Origin of the sequence: Parafrankia sp. FMc2, assembly GCF_041008525.1 — a bacterium.
Taxonomy (GTDB): domain Bacteria; phylum Actinomycetota; class Actinomycetes; order Frankiales; family Frankiaceae; genus Parafrankia.
Genome location: NZ_JBFLUG010000051.1, coordinates 13992 through 30634, shown reverse-complemented (window position 1 = coordinate 30634; position 16643 = coordinate 13992). Strand labels below are relative to the sequence as shown.

The following is a 16643-nucleotide window of genomic DNA, read 5'->3' as shown; positions in this document are numbered from 1 at the left end:
GCCGCGCAGCTCCGCAGGTCCGCCAGCTCCGCAGGTCCGCCAGCTCCGCGGAGCCCAGCCGGGGAAGCTCAGTCGGCCGTGAGGGCCTGCCTGCGACGGCGGGCGATCTCCGCCAGCGCGATGCCGGCCGCCACACCGGCGTTCAGCGACTCCGTGGCCCCCGCCATCGGAATCCGGATCCTGAGGTCACAGCATTCGCCGACCAGCCGGGAGAGCCCGCGGCCCTCCGACCCGACAACAACGACCAGCGGGTCGGTGGCGACCTCCAGGTCGTCGAGGCTGACCTCGCCGTCCGCCGCCAGACCTGCGACGAACAGGCCCGCTTCGGCATACGACCGCAGCGTGCGGGTCAGGTTCACGGCGCGCGCGACCGGCAGCCGCGCCGCCGCGCCCGCGGACGTCTTCCAGGCCGCCGCGGTCATACCGGCGGCGCGCCGCTCCGGCACCACCACCCCGGTCGCGCCGAAGGCGGCTGCCGAGCGGACGACCGCCCCGAGGTTGCGCGGGTCGGTGACGCCGTCGAGTGCGACGACGAGGCCGGGCTGCGCGCTGCGGGTGGCCGCGGCCAGCAGGTCGTCCGGGTGGGCGTAGCTGTACGGCGGGACGGTCAGCGCCAGCCCCTGGTGCGGGGCGTTCGGGCAGAGCCGGTCGAGCTCGATCCGCCCGATGTCGACGACGCTCAGCCCGGCCCGGCCGGCGAGGCGGCGGGCGTCGGCGACCCGCTCGTCGAAGTCGAGACCGCCGGCGATCAGCAGCGTGGTCGCCGGCACGCCGGCACGCAGCGCCTCGACCACCGCGTTGCGGCCGACCACGTACTCGTCGGACTCGCCGCCGCGCCGTGAGGCGTACGCCGCCGAGCCGCCAGCCGGGCCCACCCCGCCCGCCGCACCCGCACCGGCACCGGCACCCGCGGCACGCTCCACCCCAGGACGCCCACGCGCCCCCCGGGTGGCCGCGTTCGCCGCCGCGGCTGCCCGGCGCTGGGCCGGATGGCCCGGCCGCATCTGCGCCGGCGGTGTCGCGCCCTTGCCCTCCAGCGCCTTGCGGCGCTGGCCGCCGCTGCCAAGCGCCGCGCCCTTACGGTGGGAGCCCGCCTTCCCGGCCCGGCCCCCCTGCCCACCGCGAGCGATGCCGCCACCGCCCCGGCCCTGGCCACCGGCCATCACAGACCACCTCGTCACTCACGCGTCGGGCCGTCGACCCGTCTGCGAGCCAACGATCATCAGACCGCACCCGGGTGCCGGCGCAGGCCGGCCGGGTGCTGTCGTCCATCAACGGTATCCGCCGACATCACGCCACGCGGCGGACACCGTCACCGGCGGCCCCCCGCACCTCCACGCCTCGCCGGGCGCCGGAACCACGGCCCCGACCGGCCCATGGCCGCACCAACCGGCCGCGACTGGCCCGGTCGGGGCACCAGTTGGCCAGGACGTACGCCGGACGGGCGCCTTGCTACCTATCCTCAGGGTGATGCGCGGACCGACGTCTGGAGGGCAGGTGGCAGGCTTCTCCGGACCGGGAGCGACGGGTTCCGACCCGTCCGGCGCTCACCCTCCCGCCCACTCCCACTCCCATGCCCGCGCCACCGCCACCGCCACCGCTGCCGGCGCCGGCGCCGGCGCCTGGCGACAGGAGCATCCCGCCGTCTCCTGCCCGGTCTGTGCCAGCCCCCTGGGCCGCGCCGGCGGCCGGGCCGGCGCCGTCGGGCACCTGCGGGAGAGCGGCTTCTGCCCGCGTTGTCGGACGCCCTACTCCTTCGCGCCGCCGCTGCGCGCCGGGGACGTCGCCGGCGGCTACGAGATCGTCGACTGCCTGGGCGCCGGAGGCCCGGGGCCAGGCGGCTGGGTCTTCCTCGCCGTCGCGAGCGGCGGTCCGGTGGGCGCCGGGCGGCGGGTGGTGCTCAAGAGCCTGCGGCGAGCAGGGGCACGCCCGGCCCCGCTGAGCGCGCGGCTCTCCCGGCGCCCGCTTCCGGACCCCCCGCTGCGGCATCCGGCGATCGTGGAGACCCTCGGCGAGGTGCGGCACGGCAACATCGTCTACACGGTGATGGACTTCGTGCCCGGCCCGTCGCTGGCGGAGCTGCTGCGGTCCAGGCGGCTCGCGCGCGGCGCGGTGGGCGCCCCGCTGCCCGTCCCGGACGGAATCGCCGGCGCCCTGCGGCTGCTCTCCGCCCTGCGGTACGTGCACGAACGCGGCTACGTCCACGGCGACCTCGCGCCGGGCAACGTGGTCTGGAACGGCGACCAGGTCACGCTGATCGATCTCCAGTCGGTGCGCCACCGCGGCCGGCGCTGCGGGGCTTTCCACGTCACCGCTGGATTTGACGCCCCCGAGCTCGCCATGAGGCCCCCGTCGGTGGGTTCTGACCTCTACGCTCTCGGCAGGCTGTTGGCAACCGCGGTGCTCGATTTTCCGCACCGTGCGTCAACATATCGCTACACCCTTCCGGCGGAGGAGGTCCACCAGGTGCTGGCCAGGAACGAACCCCTGCACCGGTTCCTCCTTCGTGCCACCGCGACCGATCCCGCGCGGCGGTTCGGCACTGCCGGCGACATGGCCGCGGCGCTGGCCGCGGTGGCGGCGAACGCTGCGCCGCAGCGCCCCGTCGACGCCGAGCCGCGCCCGGCCGGAGTTCAGCAGAGGCCGTTGACCAGGCAAAAGGCCTGGGGGGCAGCGGAGGTTCCGGAGCACGCGCGGGCGGCGGGCGTACTGCAGGGGAGAACTTCCGGCATTCCACGCAGGACGGGCGGACGTTGACACCGAGGCAGACACCGAGATCACCGGCGTCGACGCACCTGGCGGACCATGCCACTATTCATCTCGGCGTCCTTGGATCTGAGCAGGTCGACGTGATATATCCGGTCCCCACAGGACGGGCAGGAGGCACTTACCACATGGCTCCGCGCCAGACGGCCCCGCGCATACCGCCCAGACTCGCTGTCACTGGCGGGCCGCTGCCGCGGCCGGTGGCCTGACTGTGGACCTCAACCCCCGCCCGGGGCAGAGCTATCCCGGGCACGGCTACCCACCGGAGGGCCCGGGTGCCCCCCGCCCCGGTGACGTCTACCCCGACGAGTCGGGGCAGCAGGGCCGGTACCAGGGTAGCGATCTGCCGCCGGAGGGCTACCCACCGGAGGAGTTCCGTCCGGAGCACCGCGGGGAGGGCTACGCCGCGGGCCGCTTCCAGGACGCGCCCTATTCCGGGAACGGCTACCCCGAGAACAGCTACGGCGAGGGCGGCTATCCGGAGAACGCCAGCTACCCGGAGAACAGCTATCCGGGCGGCGCGGCCTATCCCGGGGCCGGCTACCAGGCAGAATCGGGCACCTATCGTGACAGCGAGTACCGGGATGGGTACACGGAGCACGGCTATGAGGCTTCGGCCTACCCGCCCGGCGGTTACTCGGACGGCGACTACTCCGGCGGCGGATTCGCCGGCGACGGGTACGGCCCCGACTCCGATCCCGCCACGATGCTCCTGGGCCACCGTGCCTCGTCGGTGAGCGAGTCCGCTGCCGGCGAGGAGGTCGTCCGCTGCCCGGTGTGCGCGGCGCCCAACTACAGCGATGCGCGGTACTGCGAGGCATGCGGCTTCGCCTTCACCGGCGCGCCGGTGGGTGGCGGCGACGCGGACCACCGCGAGATCGACCTGGGCCCGCTGGCCGGGGTGTGCGACCGCGGGGTCCGGCACACGACGAACGAGGACTCGATGGGCGTGGCCATCGTCCACGGAACGCTCATCGCCGTGGTCTGTGACGGCGTCTCGACGACCCCGGGGTCCGGCGAGGCGTCCGCGGCAGCCACCTCGACCGCGACGGCGATCCTCGCGGACGCGGTACGCGCCCACGGGCCCGGCGAGGCCGTTCCGTACGAGGAGCGCGCCGAAAGCTCCGCGAACGACGTTCTGGACGTCCTGGAGGAGTACACCGAGTACGACGAGCCGCGCACCGCGCCGCGCCGGATCTCCGGAGGTTTCGGCCCGGACGAGGCCGACGCCGCCCTGCACGCCGCGGTCGAGGCTGCCCAGGCCACCATCGCCCAGCTCAGCGCGGCCGAGGGCCGGATGGCTCCCTCCTGCACCATCGCCGCGGCGATCATCACCCCGCCCTCGGTGGACGGCCCGGGCATGGTCACCGTCGGCTGGGTCGGCGACAGCCGGGTCTACCTGCTCGGTCCGCGCTGGTGCGAGCGGCTGACCGCGGACGACACCTGGGCGGCCGAAGCGGCCCGCGCCGGGCTGATCCCCGCCTCGGAGGCGGAGACGCACCGGCGTGCCCACACGCTGACCCGCTGGCTGGGCGGCGACGCCGAGGACGTCACCCCGCACACGGCCGCCTTCCCGATCGAGACACCGGCCACGGTGCTTGTCTGCAGTGACGGGCTGTGGAACTACTCCTCCCGGCCGGACGTGCTCGCCGCGCTGGTGAACCAGCTCGACCCCGGCGCCGCGGCGCTGGACGTCGCCCGCCACCTCACCGACTTCGCGATCGACCAGGGCGGCCATGACAACATCACCGTGGTCGCGGCCAGGGTGACCAGTCAGTGACCTTCCACGGCCGGTCGGAAACGGCCCGGGGCCCGGATGCCCGGCCGTCGACCGCGGCGACACGGCTGCCAGACCGGTGATCCGGCAAGGCGATTCGGGAGGCCCTCACCTGGGGCAACGACGCAACCCACCGCCTCCTACAGGAGGCGGTTCACATCGACATTCCAACAACGGGTACGGTTCGTCTGAAGAAATACGTCGAGAAGATGGACGAGATGGTCCGCGACTCGTCGATGTCGGCCAGGACCGTTCGGGTGAACAGGTGATCAGGTGAGCGCACGCTGCCCGGAGGGGCACCTGTCCCACGATCCTGACTACTGCGATCAGTGCGGGCTACGGATCGTGGGCGGTCAGGATCGTTATGGTTTCCGCCAGGACGATGGCGGCCGTGATCCCGCCTACCCGGCGGGCGCGCCCGCCGGCCGGGCGGCGGACCCGTACGCGCGACGGGCACCGGAGCGGGACCCGTCGGTCCCGCCGCCGGGCGCCGACGGCGCTCAGGGCGGCTACGACCCGCTCGGGATCCGGCGCGCGCCGGCCGACGCCCCCGGGGTGGCGGACCCGCCCCGCGGCGCAGGCCGCGGCGGTGACCCGTACGGCGGCTACGGCCGCGAGGGCTACGCCGAGGAACCGCGCTCCGCTCGTGGTGGCTACCCGGCGGACCCGTACGCCCGCGAAGGCTACGGGCGGCCGGAGGAGCGCGGGCGTCCCGACGCCCGCGGTGAGCGGCACGACCCGTACGGCCGTGAGCCCGACGAGCGCGGCGCCGGCTTCGGCGGCCGCGACGACCGAACACCGCCCGGGTACGGCCGTGAGGGCCGGGACGAGCGGGACGGGCGGAGCGGTTACCCCGCCGGGCGCGCCGAGCCGGACGGCGGTTTTCCCCGCGGCCGCGACGACCGCGGCGGGTACGGCGGCCCTGAGGGCCGGCCCGACGGCCGCGGCGGGTACGGCGCGGGCGAGCCGGGCCGGGGCGCCCCGGACGCCGACCCCCGGCGCGGCTACCGCGACGGCGGGTCGTTCGGTGCACCCGGCGGCGGCTACGGTGCCGACCCACTGGGCGCGGCGGGGGCCGGCTCCACGCCGGTGCCGGCGGGGCCTGCCGGGCCGGGCGTCCGGGACCGTGCTGCTGCCGACCGCTACGCGCCCTGCCCCAACTGCCGGTCGCTGAACGACCCGTCCGCACGCTTCTGCGAGAACTGCGGGCTCGACTTCAGTACCGGTCAGCTGCCCGCCCCGGCGGGCGTCGGCGGGATCGACGACGCGGGTGCCACCTCGCGGCAGGCCGGGCCGCGGCGCGGCCAGGAGGCCCGCCACGCCACCGATCCGAGGATGGCCGACCCGCGCCTCGGCGACCCCCGCCTGGGCGACCCGCGGATCGGCGAGCAGCGCCGCGACGACCCGAGGATGGGCGACCCGCGAGCGGGGAGCCGGGGCCACGACTGGGACGCGCCGCAGGCCGGCACCTGGGAGGCCGTCGTCGAGGCCGAGCGGGAGTACTACGACAGCGGTGACGACCACCGCGTCCCGTTCCCGGCGTTCTACCCGCGCCGCGTCTTCGCGCTGACCGAGTCGCAGATGCTCATCGGGCGGCGCAGCGAGTCCCGGGGCATCAACCCGGAGATCGACCTGTCCGGCGCGCCGGAGGACCCGGGGATCTCCCGGGCCCACGCGACGCTGGAGCGGATGCCCGACGGCACGTACGCCGTCCGGGACCCGGGGTCGACCAACGGGACCCGGCTGAACGACGAGCCCGACCCGATCGAGCCCGGCCGCCCGATTCCGCTGCGCGACGGCGATCGCGTCTACGTCGGCGCCTGGACGAGGATCACCGTCCGCGCACAGTGATCGCCGCCGTCAGGCGGGAACCTGGCGGCTCGACATGCTCTCTGGCCCGCGTCGCTGTCACCAGCGGCGCGGGCCAGATCGTCCAGGCGATGCGATGTCGTCCAGGCCAGGTCCGTTTCCTTCAGGCCAGGTGCCAGCGCTGGCCTTCGGGCGTGTCCTCGATGACGACGCCGGCGGCGGCGAGCCGCGAGCGGATCGAGTCCGCCTCGGAGTAGTCCCGCCGGGCCCTGGCCGCCGAGCGCAGGTCGAGCAGAACGTCCATGACGCCGTCGAGCGCCGGGCGCAGCTCGGCGCCGGCCGTCGGCCACTGCTCCACCGGATCGAGGCCGAGCACGGTGAGCATCCGGCGGGTGACGTCCACCCAGCCGGCCAGTTCCCGGCTGTGCGTCTTGGAAAGCACCTGGTTGCCACGGCCGACCACGCCGAACAGCGCCGCCAGCGCGCGACCGACCGAGAGATCGTCGTCCAGCGCTGCCGCGAACTCGGCCCAGGCCTGACGGGGCGTCAGGTCATCGCCTGCGGGCGCGGCCGCACCCGCCAGCCCCCCGGGCGACAGGGTCCGCTGCGCCGGCCCCGCGGGACCGACTCCCGGATCCATGCCGTCGCGGTCGGTCTCCGCCGCGAGCGCGGCGGCCTCGTCCGGCCCACCCAGGATGTCGAGGGCGTTGCGGACGAACGTCTCCACCCGGTCGTGCGCCGCGCCGGACTCGTCGAGCGTCTGCGCGCTGTACTCCAGCGAGGAGCGGTAGTGCGCCGAGAGCAGGTGGTACCGCAGGACCTGCGGGCGGACCGCGGCCAGTGCGTCGGTCACGAAGAACGAGTTGCCCAGCGACTTGGACATCTTGGTGCCGCCGGTCGTCAGCAGACCCACGTGCATCCAGTAGTTGGCCATCTCGGCGGCGTCTGGTCCACCGGCCGAGCAGACGGTCTGGGCGCGCTCGTTCTCGTGGTGTGGGAAGACCAGATCGAGCCCACCGCCGTGGATGTCAAAGACGTCGCCGAGGTACTTGCCGGCCATCGCCGAGCACTCCAGGTGCCAGCCGGGACGGCCCGGCCCCCAGGGTGACGACCAGGAGGGCTCACCGGGCCGGGCCGCCTTCCACAGGGCGAAGTCCCGGGGATCGGACTTGCCCGGCTCGGCCTCCGGAGACGGGTGCATCGACGCGGGCCGCTGGTGGGACAGGGCGCCGTAATCCGCGTAGGAGCCGACCCGGAACCACACCGAGCCCGCGCCCGGGTAGGCCAGCCCCCGCTCCACCAGGACGGAGACCATCTCCAGCATCTCGGGGATGTGCCCGGTGGCACGCGGGGAGATCGTCGGCGGCAGGACACCGACAGCCCGGTAGGCCTCGTCGAACGCCCTGGTCTGCCGGGTGGCGAGCTCCCAGACGGTGGTACCCGCCAGGTCCGCGTTGACGATGATCTTGTCATCGATGTCGGTGACGTTCTGCACGAAGGTCACCGCGAGCCCGCCCTGCGTCATCCACCGCCGCAACAGGTCGAACGCCAGCGCGGTGCGGATATGGCCCACATGCGGCGGAGACTGGACGGTGGGCCCACAGACATACACGCCCACATGACCGGGGCGCAGCGGCACAAACGGCCGCACGCGCCGGGTGCGCGTGTCATAGAGGCGAAGACCCATCTGTCAAGGGTACGGCCCCCGGCAGCCACCACGCCGAAGGGAGGTACTGGAATGGGGTCGCGCCGGGATAACAGGGGGGGCCGCATCGCGGAACCGACCCCCGTGTGAAGAGGGCCGCGGGCGGGTGTCAGCCCGCGGTGAGAACGGTCAGCCCGTGGTGAGAACGCGCTCCGCGATGACGCGGATCACCAGCCTGACCTCGTCCGGCCCGTCCCAGCCGTACGGAGAGCCGGTGTACTTCGTGGAGAGCAGGTCGATGAGCTCCTTGCCGCCCTCCTCGGAGAGCGAGGCCACACCGCGGATCTCGACGTAGGCATACGGGTCGCGCTGGTCGAGGAACATCAGGCCGACCCGGGGGTCTCGGGCGATGTCCCGTTCCTTGGCCCGGCCGCGCACCGTCGACAACAACAGGTCGTCGCCGTCCCGCGCGATCCAGAGCACGGTGAGGCGCGGCGCGCCGTCCGGACGGATCGTCGCCAGCGTCACGTAGGTCGGAGCATCCGCGAGTGCCCTGACCGCCTCCGGGAGCCGCGCCGCCATCACACTCCTCCGAGACTTGCTCACCGGGCACACCCTCTCACTCCCCCAGCATCAAACTACGTCCGATGCCAGTCAGGCATGCCAACAATCCGGCAACCGCGCCTGCAGTCCGGAGAGGGCCCCACCCACAGACGCCCAGGAACGCCGACGACCTCGGCTCCCGGCGGCCAGAGCCGCCGGGAGCCGAGGTCGTCGGGAGTGAGCTCAGAGACGGGCGACCAGGGCCGTCGCGACCGCGGCCAGCCCCTCACCCCGCCCGGTCAGGCCGAGGCCGTCCGTGGTCGTCGCGGACAGGTTGACCGGGGCGCCCAGAGCCGACGACATCGCCTCCTGCGCCTCGAGCCGCCTGGCGGCCATCCGGGGGCGGTTACCCACCACCTGGACAGCGACGTTGCCGATCAGCCAGCCGCCCTCCGCGAGCAGCCGGGCTGTCTCGCCCAGCAGTGCGGCACCGGAGGCACCGGACCACTCCGGGCGGCCCGTGCCGAACACCGCGCCGAGGTCGCCGATGCCGGCGGCGGTGAGCAGCGCGTCGCAGGCCGCGTGTGCGGCCACGTCGCCGTCGGAGTGCCCGGCCAGGCCGGTCTCGCCCGGCCACTGCAGGCAGGCGACCCAGCAGTCGCGCCCCGCCTCGAAGGGGTGGACGTCCACCCCCGTGCCCACACGGGGCAGCTGCGGCGCGGTCATCGCTGGCCGTCCCGGGCCAGCGAGTCGGCCAGCAGCGCCTCCGCGAGGACCAGATCGACCGGCCGGGTCACCTTGAACGCCTCCTCGGAGCCGGGAATCGTCGTCACCGGCACCCCGAGCGCCTCGACGAGGCCCGCGTCGTCGGTGACGGGCAGGTCGCGGTTCGCGTAGGCGGTGCGCAGAATGTCCCGCCGGAAGCCCTGCGGGGTCTGCACCGCGCGCAGCACGTCCCGGCGCGGGGTCCGCACCACCCGGCCGTCCGCGTCGATCTCCTTGACGGTGTCCGTCACGGGCAACACGGGAATCACCGCCGGATGACCGGCGAGCACCGCCGCCGCGACCGCATCCACCAGCGTGGCCGGTGTGAGCGGCCGTGCCGCGTCATGCACGAGGACGACCCCGATGTCATCGTCCAGGGCGTCCAGCGCGGTGCGCACCGAATCCACCCGCTCCCCGCCGCCCGGCACCACGCACACACCGGGGCCGAGGATCTGCCCGACGACGTCCACCAACGTGGGTGGCGCCGCGACGACGACCTGGGTGACGTGCGCGGACGCCAGCAGGGTCTCGACCGCCCGCAGCAGCATCGGACGGCCAGCGAGCGGCCGCAGTGCCTTGGGCGTGCCTCCACCGAGGCGCTCGCCCCGGCCAGCTGCCGGCACGACCGCCCCTACTCGGGTGCTCACCACCTACGGCCTCCGCGGCGTCCGCCTGTCGCGACCCGGTCGATCCGGGCGGGTGAGAGGCCCCCTTCCGGGGGCACTCCCACAGGTACGGAAATCCGCCGCAACCACGATTCGGTCGGGAACATCAAGCCTTCCGCTGACGTCGAGCGGCGTACACAAAGCCGCCCTGGTGTTGCCGACCGTGCATGTCCGAGGTGGCGCCGGTATCAGCCGGCGAGGACCTCGTCGAGCATGGCTTCGGCCTTGTCCTCATTGGTTCCCTCAGCGAGCGCGAGTTCACTGACAAGAATCTGCCGCGCTTTGCTGAGCATGCGCTTCTCACCTGCAGAAAGACCGCGCTCGCGATCACGCCGCCAGAGATCACGGACCACCTCGGCGACCTTGTTCACGTCGCCGGAGGCGAGCTTCTCCAGGTTGGCCTTGTAACGCCGCGACCAGTTGGTCGGCTCCTCCGTGTGCGGGGCGCGCAGCACCTCGAACACACGCTCCAGGCCGTCCTGGCCGACGACGTCACGCACGCCAACCATGCCGACGTTGTCGGCTGGAACACGGACAGTGAGATCGCCCTGAGCGACCTTCAGCACGAGATAAAGTTTCTCTTCACCCTTGATGACGCGCGTTTCAATCGCATCAATCAGAGCAGCACCATGATGCGGGTAAACAACGGTCTCGCCGACTTGGAACGCCATGTGTCACGTGCCCCTTCCGCCTCTACCAGCGTAACACGCACGCATCGCCGCAGGTCAGACGCGCACTCCTGGCCGGCGGAGGAAGAGCGCCACCGTCGTGTTGCGGCCACCCTCCGGGACGGACAGCTGCTGCACGCGACCGGGTCGGTGCGCAGGCCGACCGGATCCGTGCAGGTCGGGGCCTATCAAGAGGCGGATCGACCCGGCTGGCGAAACAGATGGCGATGCGGCGGAAGTTGTCCGGTTGTTGGCATCAAGGGCGCCGCGACACTACCGCTCCGGCCGCGCGTCCCCCCGCCGACCCGCCGGATGTCCCCCCGGCACCGGCCGCGCCGGCCGGGCGTGTCGCGCCGCCGCCACCAAGGTCGGGCACCCCGCCCGTTGGTTCCGGGCACGGTCCGGCCCCGTCCGGCAGGTGCACCGGCGTCCCGTGCGGACACCCGCGTGCTACCCGATCGCCAACCCGATGATCACTGGCCCGAGGTGGCCAATGGCCCGCGATCCCCGTGTACTGCGGCCTTTTCCGTCCGGACCGGCGGGGACCAGGCGGCCTCCCCCGCGCGTGCCGGGCCCGGGCGGGCCCCCCTTTCCGCGGTCCCACCTTGGCCGGAGCGGACGGGTCCCGAGCGGGCGGCGCACGCCGCGGACATCCACATCCTGTTGCGCGAGCCAGGACCGAAACGCCATGCTCGCGATCGCTCGCCCCGGGCCCCCGCCGGCTCCCTTCCGCCCGCTCCACCTGCCGGCCGGCTCCACCGGGGGGCCTGGTCAGGCCGGCCCCGGCGGCCGCCACCGGCCGGGCCCGGCCCATCCGGGCGGCGGTGCCCCTGCCCCGGCGCCCCGCCCAGGCCCGCGGACGGTCTTGTCTGGGCCGTTCGGGCGGCGCCCCGCCGTCCGAACGGCCCAGATGTCGAGCCCGACACGTACCAGACGCACATTGAGGGCCGGGATGGCTAGTGTTAGCCCCGCACCCGCGGCCCGACCTGGGTCTCGCGGGTGACCGGGTGCGCTCCCGGTGTGCCATGGACGATCCACCGGCTGGACTCTCCACGGCCCGCGGGGGAGCGCGCCGGCCGCTGCGGATTCCCGCAACGGCCACCTGACCGGTCACGACCGTTCGGCACCGACGCGCCAGCCGCGCCGGTCCCTGCGCAGGAGGAGCCACCGAGCCGTGAGCCGCCGTCTGGGTGCTCGTTCCGCGACGTCCACCACCATGGGGACGCCGCCCGTCGACGCCACCGATACCGATGGCCCCAGCCACGCACCGCGAGCCGGCGCCGGCGCACCCGCCGCCCGCCGCAGCGGCACGCGCAGGCGGGCCGCCATCGCCGCGTCGTCCGTCGCCGCGGCCATTGTCACCGCCACTCTCAGCGGCTGCGCGTCCGGGACGGACGCGGTCACCAACTCCGCCCGCACGACAACCAACTCGGTGAGCGGATCCGTCGGCTCCGTCACCCTGCGGAACGTCTACGTCGCCGGGCCCGCGGACGAGGGCGGCACCGCCCAGATCATCTCCGCGGTGTTCAACGGGGGCGCCGAGGAGGACAGTCTCATCACCGTGTCCTCGCCGGCCGCGAGTGGCGGGCGGGCACCGTCGCCATCGATCATTCGTCCCGGCGGCGGCAACATCTACATCGCCAACGGCTCGGCCCCGACACTGACCGGCCTCACCGAGGACCTGATGGTCGGCGCCGAGATCCCGGTGACGTTCACCTTCGCCAAGTCCGGCAGCCTCACGCTCGACGTACCGATCGAGCCGCCCGCTCCCGGCGCCTCGGCGGCCGCGACGGCGGCCACGACCCTGCCGGCCACGGAGCCGGCGACGTCGTCGCCCGCCACTGCCAGCACCCCGGCCGGGGCCGGCGCCGGGACACCTGGAGCCGGTGGGACCGCACCCGCGGCCACGGCGCCCGCGGAGACCGCACCCGCGGCCACGGCGCCCGTACCCACCTCCTGACCGGGCTTCCTGACCCCGCGGCCTGAGGGCGCGGGCCCGCCCCGCCCGAACAGGCCGCGGGCGTGGACTGGGGCGTGGACTGGACGGCACGTAGCCCGCCGGGCCCGAACTGTCGGACCCGGCGGCTACCGTGACCGTCATGTCCTCTGTTGGCCCTGCGGGGCGGTCGGCCGGTGGCCTGGGGCGGGCTCCGTCCCGTGGCGCGAGCTCCCGCAACCCCGCCGGAGGCTTCCGTTGCTCCGCCTGTGAGACGGAGACCGTCCGCTGGGCCGGGCGGTGCCCACGCTGCCAGGCCTGGGGCACACTCGAGGCACAGGCACCGTCCACCCGCCGGCCCGGCGCTCTGAGCGGCGGCGGGCTGGGTGGCGGGGCGCGGCTCGGGGCGGCCGCGCCGGTGACCGCGCCCGCGACCCCCGTCACCGCGGTCGACACCACGGCCACCCGCATGCGTCCCACCGGCATCGGTGAGCTCGACCGGGTGCTCGGCGGCGGGCTGGTGCCAGGGGCGGTGATCCTGCTGGCCGGCGAGCCGGGCGTAGGCAAGTCCACGCTCCTCCTGGAGGTGGCCGCGCGCAGCGCCACCGGCGGCTCCCGGGCCCTCGTCGTGACCGGCGAGGAGTCCGCGGCCCAGGTGCGCCTGCGCGCCGGTCGCATCGGGGCGCTGCACCCCGACCTCTGGCTGGCCGCCGAGACCGACCTCGGCGCCGTGCTGACGCACGTCGAGGAGGTGCGTCCGGAGCTCCTCGTCGTCGACTCGGTGCAGACGATCTCCTCGTCGGGCTCCGAGGGCTCCGCCGGCGGCGTCACGCAGGTGCGCGAGGTCACCGGGGCGCTGATCCGCACGGCCAAGGCGCTGGGCCTGGCGACCGTGCTGGTCGGCCACGTCACCAAGGAGGGCACGGTGGCCGGCCCGCGGCTGCTCGAGCACCTCGTGGACGTCGTCCTGCACTTCGAGGGTGAGCGGCACTCCACGCTGCGGCTGGTGCGCGCGGGCAAGAACCGGTACGGCCCGGCCGACGAGGTGGGCTGCTTCGAGATGCACGACTCGGGCATCCGCGAGGTCGCCGACCCCAGCGGGCTGTTCCTCTCCCGGTCCGGCGGTGCGGGCCCGGCGGCCGTGGCCGGCACCTGTGTCACGGTGACCGTCGAGGGCCGCCGGCCCCTGGTCGCCGAGGTCCAGGCCCTGGTCGCCGAGGCGTCCGCACAGGTCCCGCGCCGGGCCGTCTCCGGGCTCGACGCGGCCCGGGTCGCGATGATTCTCGCGGTCGTGGAGCGGCGGGCCCGGGTCCGCTTCGGCCGGGCCGATGTCTACACCGCGACCGTGGGCGGGGTTCGGCTCGCCGAGCCCGCCGCCGATCTGGCCGTGGCGCTGGCGACGGTGAGCGCCGCGCGGGACCATCCCCTCCCCGGCGACCTGGTCGCGATCGGCGAGGTCGGCCTCGCCGGCGAGGTGCGGTCGGTGGGCGCGGTGCGGCAGCGCCTCGCCGCGGCGGCCCGGCTGGGCTTCCGGCGCGCGCTCGTCCCCACCGGCTCCGGTGAGGCTCCCGAGGGCCTTGTGGTCCAGGAAGTGCCCGACCTTATCGCGGCCATTGCGCACATGTACGACGAATGAACTGGCTTTGGCGATTGCCGGATTTGGTGAGATCGCGCTGAGCCTGCGCTCATCCGCACGGGGCCTACCGATACCATCAGGGCGACAGGCACGACACGACGGGGGCGTTCGACGCACAGGACGTCGGAGAACAACGAGGGAGCCTGATGGCAGGACCACCCGGGGATGACATCTTCCGGGCGACACTCGCCGCGGTCGCGCCCGGAACTCCGTTCCGTGATGGTCTCGAGCGCATCCTGCGTGGTCACACCGGAGCCCTGATCGTGCTGGGCCACGACAAGGTCGTGGAAGGTCTGTGCACCGGCGGGTTCGAGTTCGATGTCGAGTTCTCCGCCACCCGCCTGCGCGAGCTGGCGAAGATGGACGGCGCGATCGTGCTCTCCTCCGACCTCGCCCGCATCGTCCGGGCAGCGGTGCACCTGGTCCCCGATCCGACCGTCCCGACCGAGGAGTCCGGCACCCGGCACCGCACCGCGGAGCGGGTCGCCAAGCAGACCGGCTTCCCGGTGATCTCCGTCAGCCAGTCGATGCACATCATCGCCCTGTACGTCGCCGGGCGGCGCTACGTCCTCGACGGGGCGGCGGCCATCCTGTCCCGCGCCAACCAGGCGCTGGCGACGCTCGAGCGGTACAAGCTGCGGCTCGACGAGGTCGCCGGCACGCTGTCCGCGCTGGAGATCGAGGATCTTGTCACCGTCCGCGACGCCATCTCGGTCAGTCAGCGCCTCGAGATGGTCCGGCGGATCGCGGACGAGATCGAGAGCTACGTGGTCGAGCTGGGCACCGACGGGCGCCTGCTGTCCCTGCAGCTCGAGGAGCTGATGGCCGGGGTCGAGACGGAGCGGGAGCTCACCGTACGCGACTACCTTCCGGCCGGGGCCCGGGCCGGGAACGCCACGCAGGTCCTCACGGAGCTCTCCGCGATGTCCCCGACCGACCTGCTCGACCTCACCGTGATCGCCCGGGTGATCGGCTTCTCCGGTGGGGCGGACATCCTCGACCGCCAGATCAGCCCGCGGGGCTACCGGATGCTCGCCAAGGTGCCGCGCCTGCCGCGGATGGTCGTCGACCGCCTCGTCGACCACTTCGGAACGCTGCAGAAGCTGCTCGCGGCCGGTGTCGACGACCTGCAGGCCGTCGACAGCGTCGGGGAGACCCGGGCGCGGGCCGTCCGCGAAGGCCTCTCCCGGCTCGCCGAGTCCAGCATTCTCGAGCGCTACGTCTAGCGCGGTCACCGTGCCAGTGCGGTGACCGGCAGGGTTCGGGTTCACCCGGCGCCGATACCGGGCGTGCCCGGGAGCGATATCAGCACCAATAACCCCACCATTGTTCTCGATCAGGAGAATGCGTTTCCGCTCCGCGGCATTTCCGGTCCACCGGGAATAGGCCCGCGCCGCGATGCTGAACCGGGTGCTGAACGACAAACGGACCAGTGTCCTGATCCGGGCGCCCGGATGGCACGATGGAGCCGATGACATCGATGACGACATCCGGGATCGAACCGGTCGGAACAGCCGACCCGACGCTGGCACTCGCGGAGCGCGTGCTGGGCTGGTTCGGTGCACACGCCCGGGAGCTGCCGTGGCGGCGGCCGGAGACCGGCCCGTGGGGTGTTCTCGTCAGCGAGATCATGCTCCAGCAGACCCCGGTGAACCGGGTCCTGCCGGTCTGGGAGCTCTGGCTGCGCCGCTGGCCCACCCCTGCGGACCTCGCCGCCGAGCCCTCCGGTGAGGCGGTACGGCAGTGGGGGCGACTCGGCTACCCACGCCGGGCGCTGCGTCTGCACCAGGCCGCCGTCGCCATCGTGGAACGGCACGGAGGGGCCGTGCCGGACGGTCTGGACGACCTGCTGGCACTGCCCGGGGTCGGCAGCTACACCGCCCGAGCCGTCGCCGCGTTCGCCTTCCGCCAGCGCCAGCCCGTGATCGACGTCAACGTCCGGCGTTTCGTCGCGCGGGCCGTCGAAGGCGTGGCCGAAGGGCCGGCCGCGGTGTCGCGGCGGGATCTTGAGCTCGTCGCCGGCCTGCTGCCGGCGGACACGGAGACGGCGGCCCGGGCGAGCGCGGCGTTCATGGAGCTGGGCGCGCTGGTCTGTGTGGCGCGCACGCCGCGCTGCCCGGCCTGCCCGGTCAGCGATCTCTGCGGGTGGGCGGCGGCCGGCAGCCCGCCTTCGAACGTCCCGGCCCGGCGCCCCCAGACGTACGCCGGAACCGACCGTCAGGTCCGCGGGCGGCTGCTCGCCGTCCTCCGTGACGCCACCGGGCCCGTCGAGCGGTCCATCCTCGACCAGGTGTGGGACGAACCCGTCCAGCGCGCCCGGGCGCTCGCCGGGCTGGTCACCGACGGGCTCGTCGTGGAGTGCGCCCCCGGCGTCTACGCCCTGCCGGGCTGACCACGCGGGCACTTCGTCCCCGACACAGGGCGCCCGGGGCG

Annotated in this window: 14 protein-coding genes; 8 read left to right on the top strand and 6 right to left on the bottom strand. The window is 74.0% G+C overall.

All coding sequences use genetic code 11. The features are described from left to right. Positions 1 to 68 precede the first annotated feature (68 nt). Positions 69 to 1163 (bottom strand): 23S rRNA (guanosine(2251)-2'-O)-methyltransferase RlmB, encoded by a 1095-nt coding sequence (gene rlmB / locus AB1460_RS18705; protein WP_368962852.1) that lies wholly within the window; start codon positions 1161 to 1163, stop codon positions 69 to 71. A gap of 334 nt (positions 1164 to 1497) precedes the next feature. Between rlmB and AB1460_RS18700 the strand changes: the two genes are divergently transcribed. The 4 genes from AB1460_RS18700 to AB1460_RS18685 all read left to right on the top strand — a co-directional run bounded on the left by AB1460_RS18700 (position 1498) and on the right by AB1460_RS18685 (position 6394). Beyond that, positions 1498 to 2757 (top strand): protein kinase domain-containing protein, encoded by a 1260-nt coding sequence (locus AB1460_RS18700; RefSeq protein ID WP_368962851.1) that lies wholly within the window; start codon positions 1498 to 1500, stop codon positions 2755 to 2757. A gap of 220 nt (positions 2758 to 2977) precedes the next feature. Beyond that, positions 2978 to 4546 (top strand): protein phosphatase 2C domain-containing protein, encoded by a 1569-nt coding sequence (locus tag AB1460_RS18695; RefSeq protein ID WP_368962850.1) that lies wholly within the window; start codon positions 2978 to 2980, stop codon positions 4544 to 4546. 92 nt (positions 4547 to 4638) lie between these two features. Next, positions 4639 to 4812, top strand: a complete 174-nt coding sequence (locus tag AB1460_RS18690; RefSeq protein ID WP_195905297.1) for a hypothetical protein — start codon at positions 4639 to 4641, stop codon at positions 4810 to 4812. 4 nt (positions 4813 to 4816) lie between these two features. After that, entirely contained in the window at positions 4817 to 6394 is a 1578-nt protein-coding gene (locus tag AB1460_RS18685) for an FHA domain-containing protein (protein WP_368962848.1), read from the top strand. Between the two features lie 121 nt (positions 6395 to 6515). On the opposite strand, the gene cysS is transcribed toward AB1460_RS18685, so the two are convergent. The 5 genes from cysS to AB1460_RS18660 all read right to left on the bottom strand — a co-directional run bounded on the left by cysS (position 6516) and on the right by AB1460_RS18660 (position 10641). Continuing rightward, entirely contained in the window at positions 6516 to 8039 is a 1524-nt protein-coding gene (gene cysS / locus AB1460_RS18680; protein ID WP_368962847.1) for a cysteine--tRNA ligase, read from the bottom strand. 147 nt (positions 8040 to 8186) lie between these two features. Next, positions 8187 to 8579, bottom strand: coding sequence for a PPOX class F420-dependent oxidoreductase (locus tag AB1460_RS18675; protein WP_018637407.1), 393 nt, complete (start codon positions 8577 to 8579; stop codon positions 8187 to 8189). Positions 8580 to 8783: 204 nt separating this feature from the next. Next, positions 8784 to 9266 carry a 2-C-methyl-D-erythritol 2,4-cyclodiphosphate synthase gene (ispF, locus tag AB1460_RS18670; RefSeq protein WP_368962845.1) on the bottom strand — a complete coding sequence of 161 codons (483 nt, stop codon included), beginning with the start codon at positions 9264 to 9266 and terminating at the stop codon, positions 8784 to 8786. Continuing rightward, complete coding sequence (gene ispD, locus AB1460_RS18665; protein ID WP_368962843.1) at positions 9263 to 9952, bottom strand: 2-C-methyl-D-erythritol 4-phosphate cytidylyltransferase; 690 nt, start codon at positions 9950 to 9952, stop codon at positions 9263 to 9265. The genes ispF and ispD overlap by 4 nt, the downstream gene beginning before the upstream one ends. Before the next feature lie 206 nt (positions 9953 to 10158). Next, the gene (locus AB1460_RS18660) at positions 10159 to 10641 is read right to left on the bottom strand and encodes a CarD family transcriptional regulator (protein ID WP_006545253.1); all 483 of its coding nucleotides are present in this window, start codon (positions 10639 to 10641) and stop codon (positions 10159 to 10161) included. 1171 nt (positions 10642 to 11812) lie between these two features. On the opposite strand from AB1460_RS18660, the gene AB1460_RS18655 reads away from it, so the two are divergent. From AB1460_RS18655 to AB1460_RS18640, 4 genes are all read left to right on the top strand, one after another. Continuing rightward, positions 11813 to 12598: a hypothetical protein gene (locus AB1460_RS18655; protein ID WP_368962841.1), complete on the top strand. Its 786-nt coding sequence runs from the start codon at positions 11813 to 11815 to the stop codon at positions 12596 to 12598. A gap of 139 nt (positions 12599 to 12737) precedes the next feature. Next, a complete protein-coding gene (radA, locus tag AB1460_RS18650; RefSeq protein ID WP_368962839.1) occupies positions 12738 to 14210 on the top strand; it encodes a DNA repair protein RadA in 1473 nt (490 codons plus the stop codon). A gap of 146 nt (positions 14211 to 14356) precedes the next feature. Further along, the gene (disA, locus tag AB1460_RS18645; protein ID WP_368962838.1) at positions 14357 to 15436 is read left to right on the top strand and encodes a DNA integrity scanning diadenylate cyclase DisA; all 1080 of its coding nucleotides are present in this window, start codon (positions 14357 to 14359) and stop codon (positions 15434 to 15436) included. Positions 15437 to 15681: 245 nt separating this feature from the next. Then, entirely contained in the window at positions 15682 to 16602 is a 921-nt protein-coding gene (locus AB1460_RS18640) for an A/G-specific adenine glycosylase (RefSeq protein WP_368962881.1), read from the top strand. The last annotated feature ends 41 nt before the right edge of the window (positions 16603 to 16643 follow it).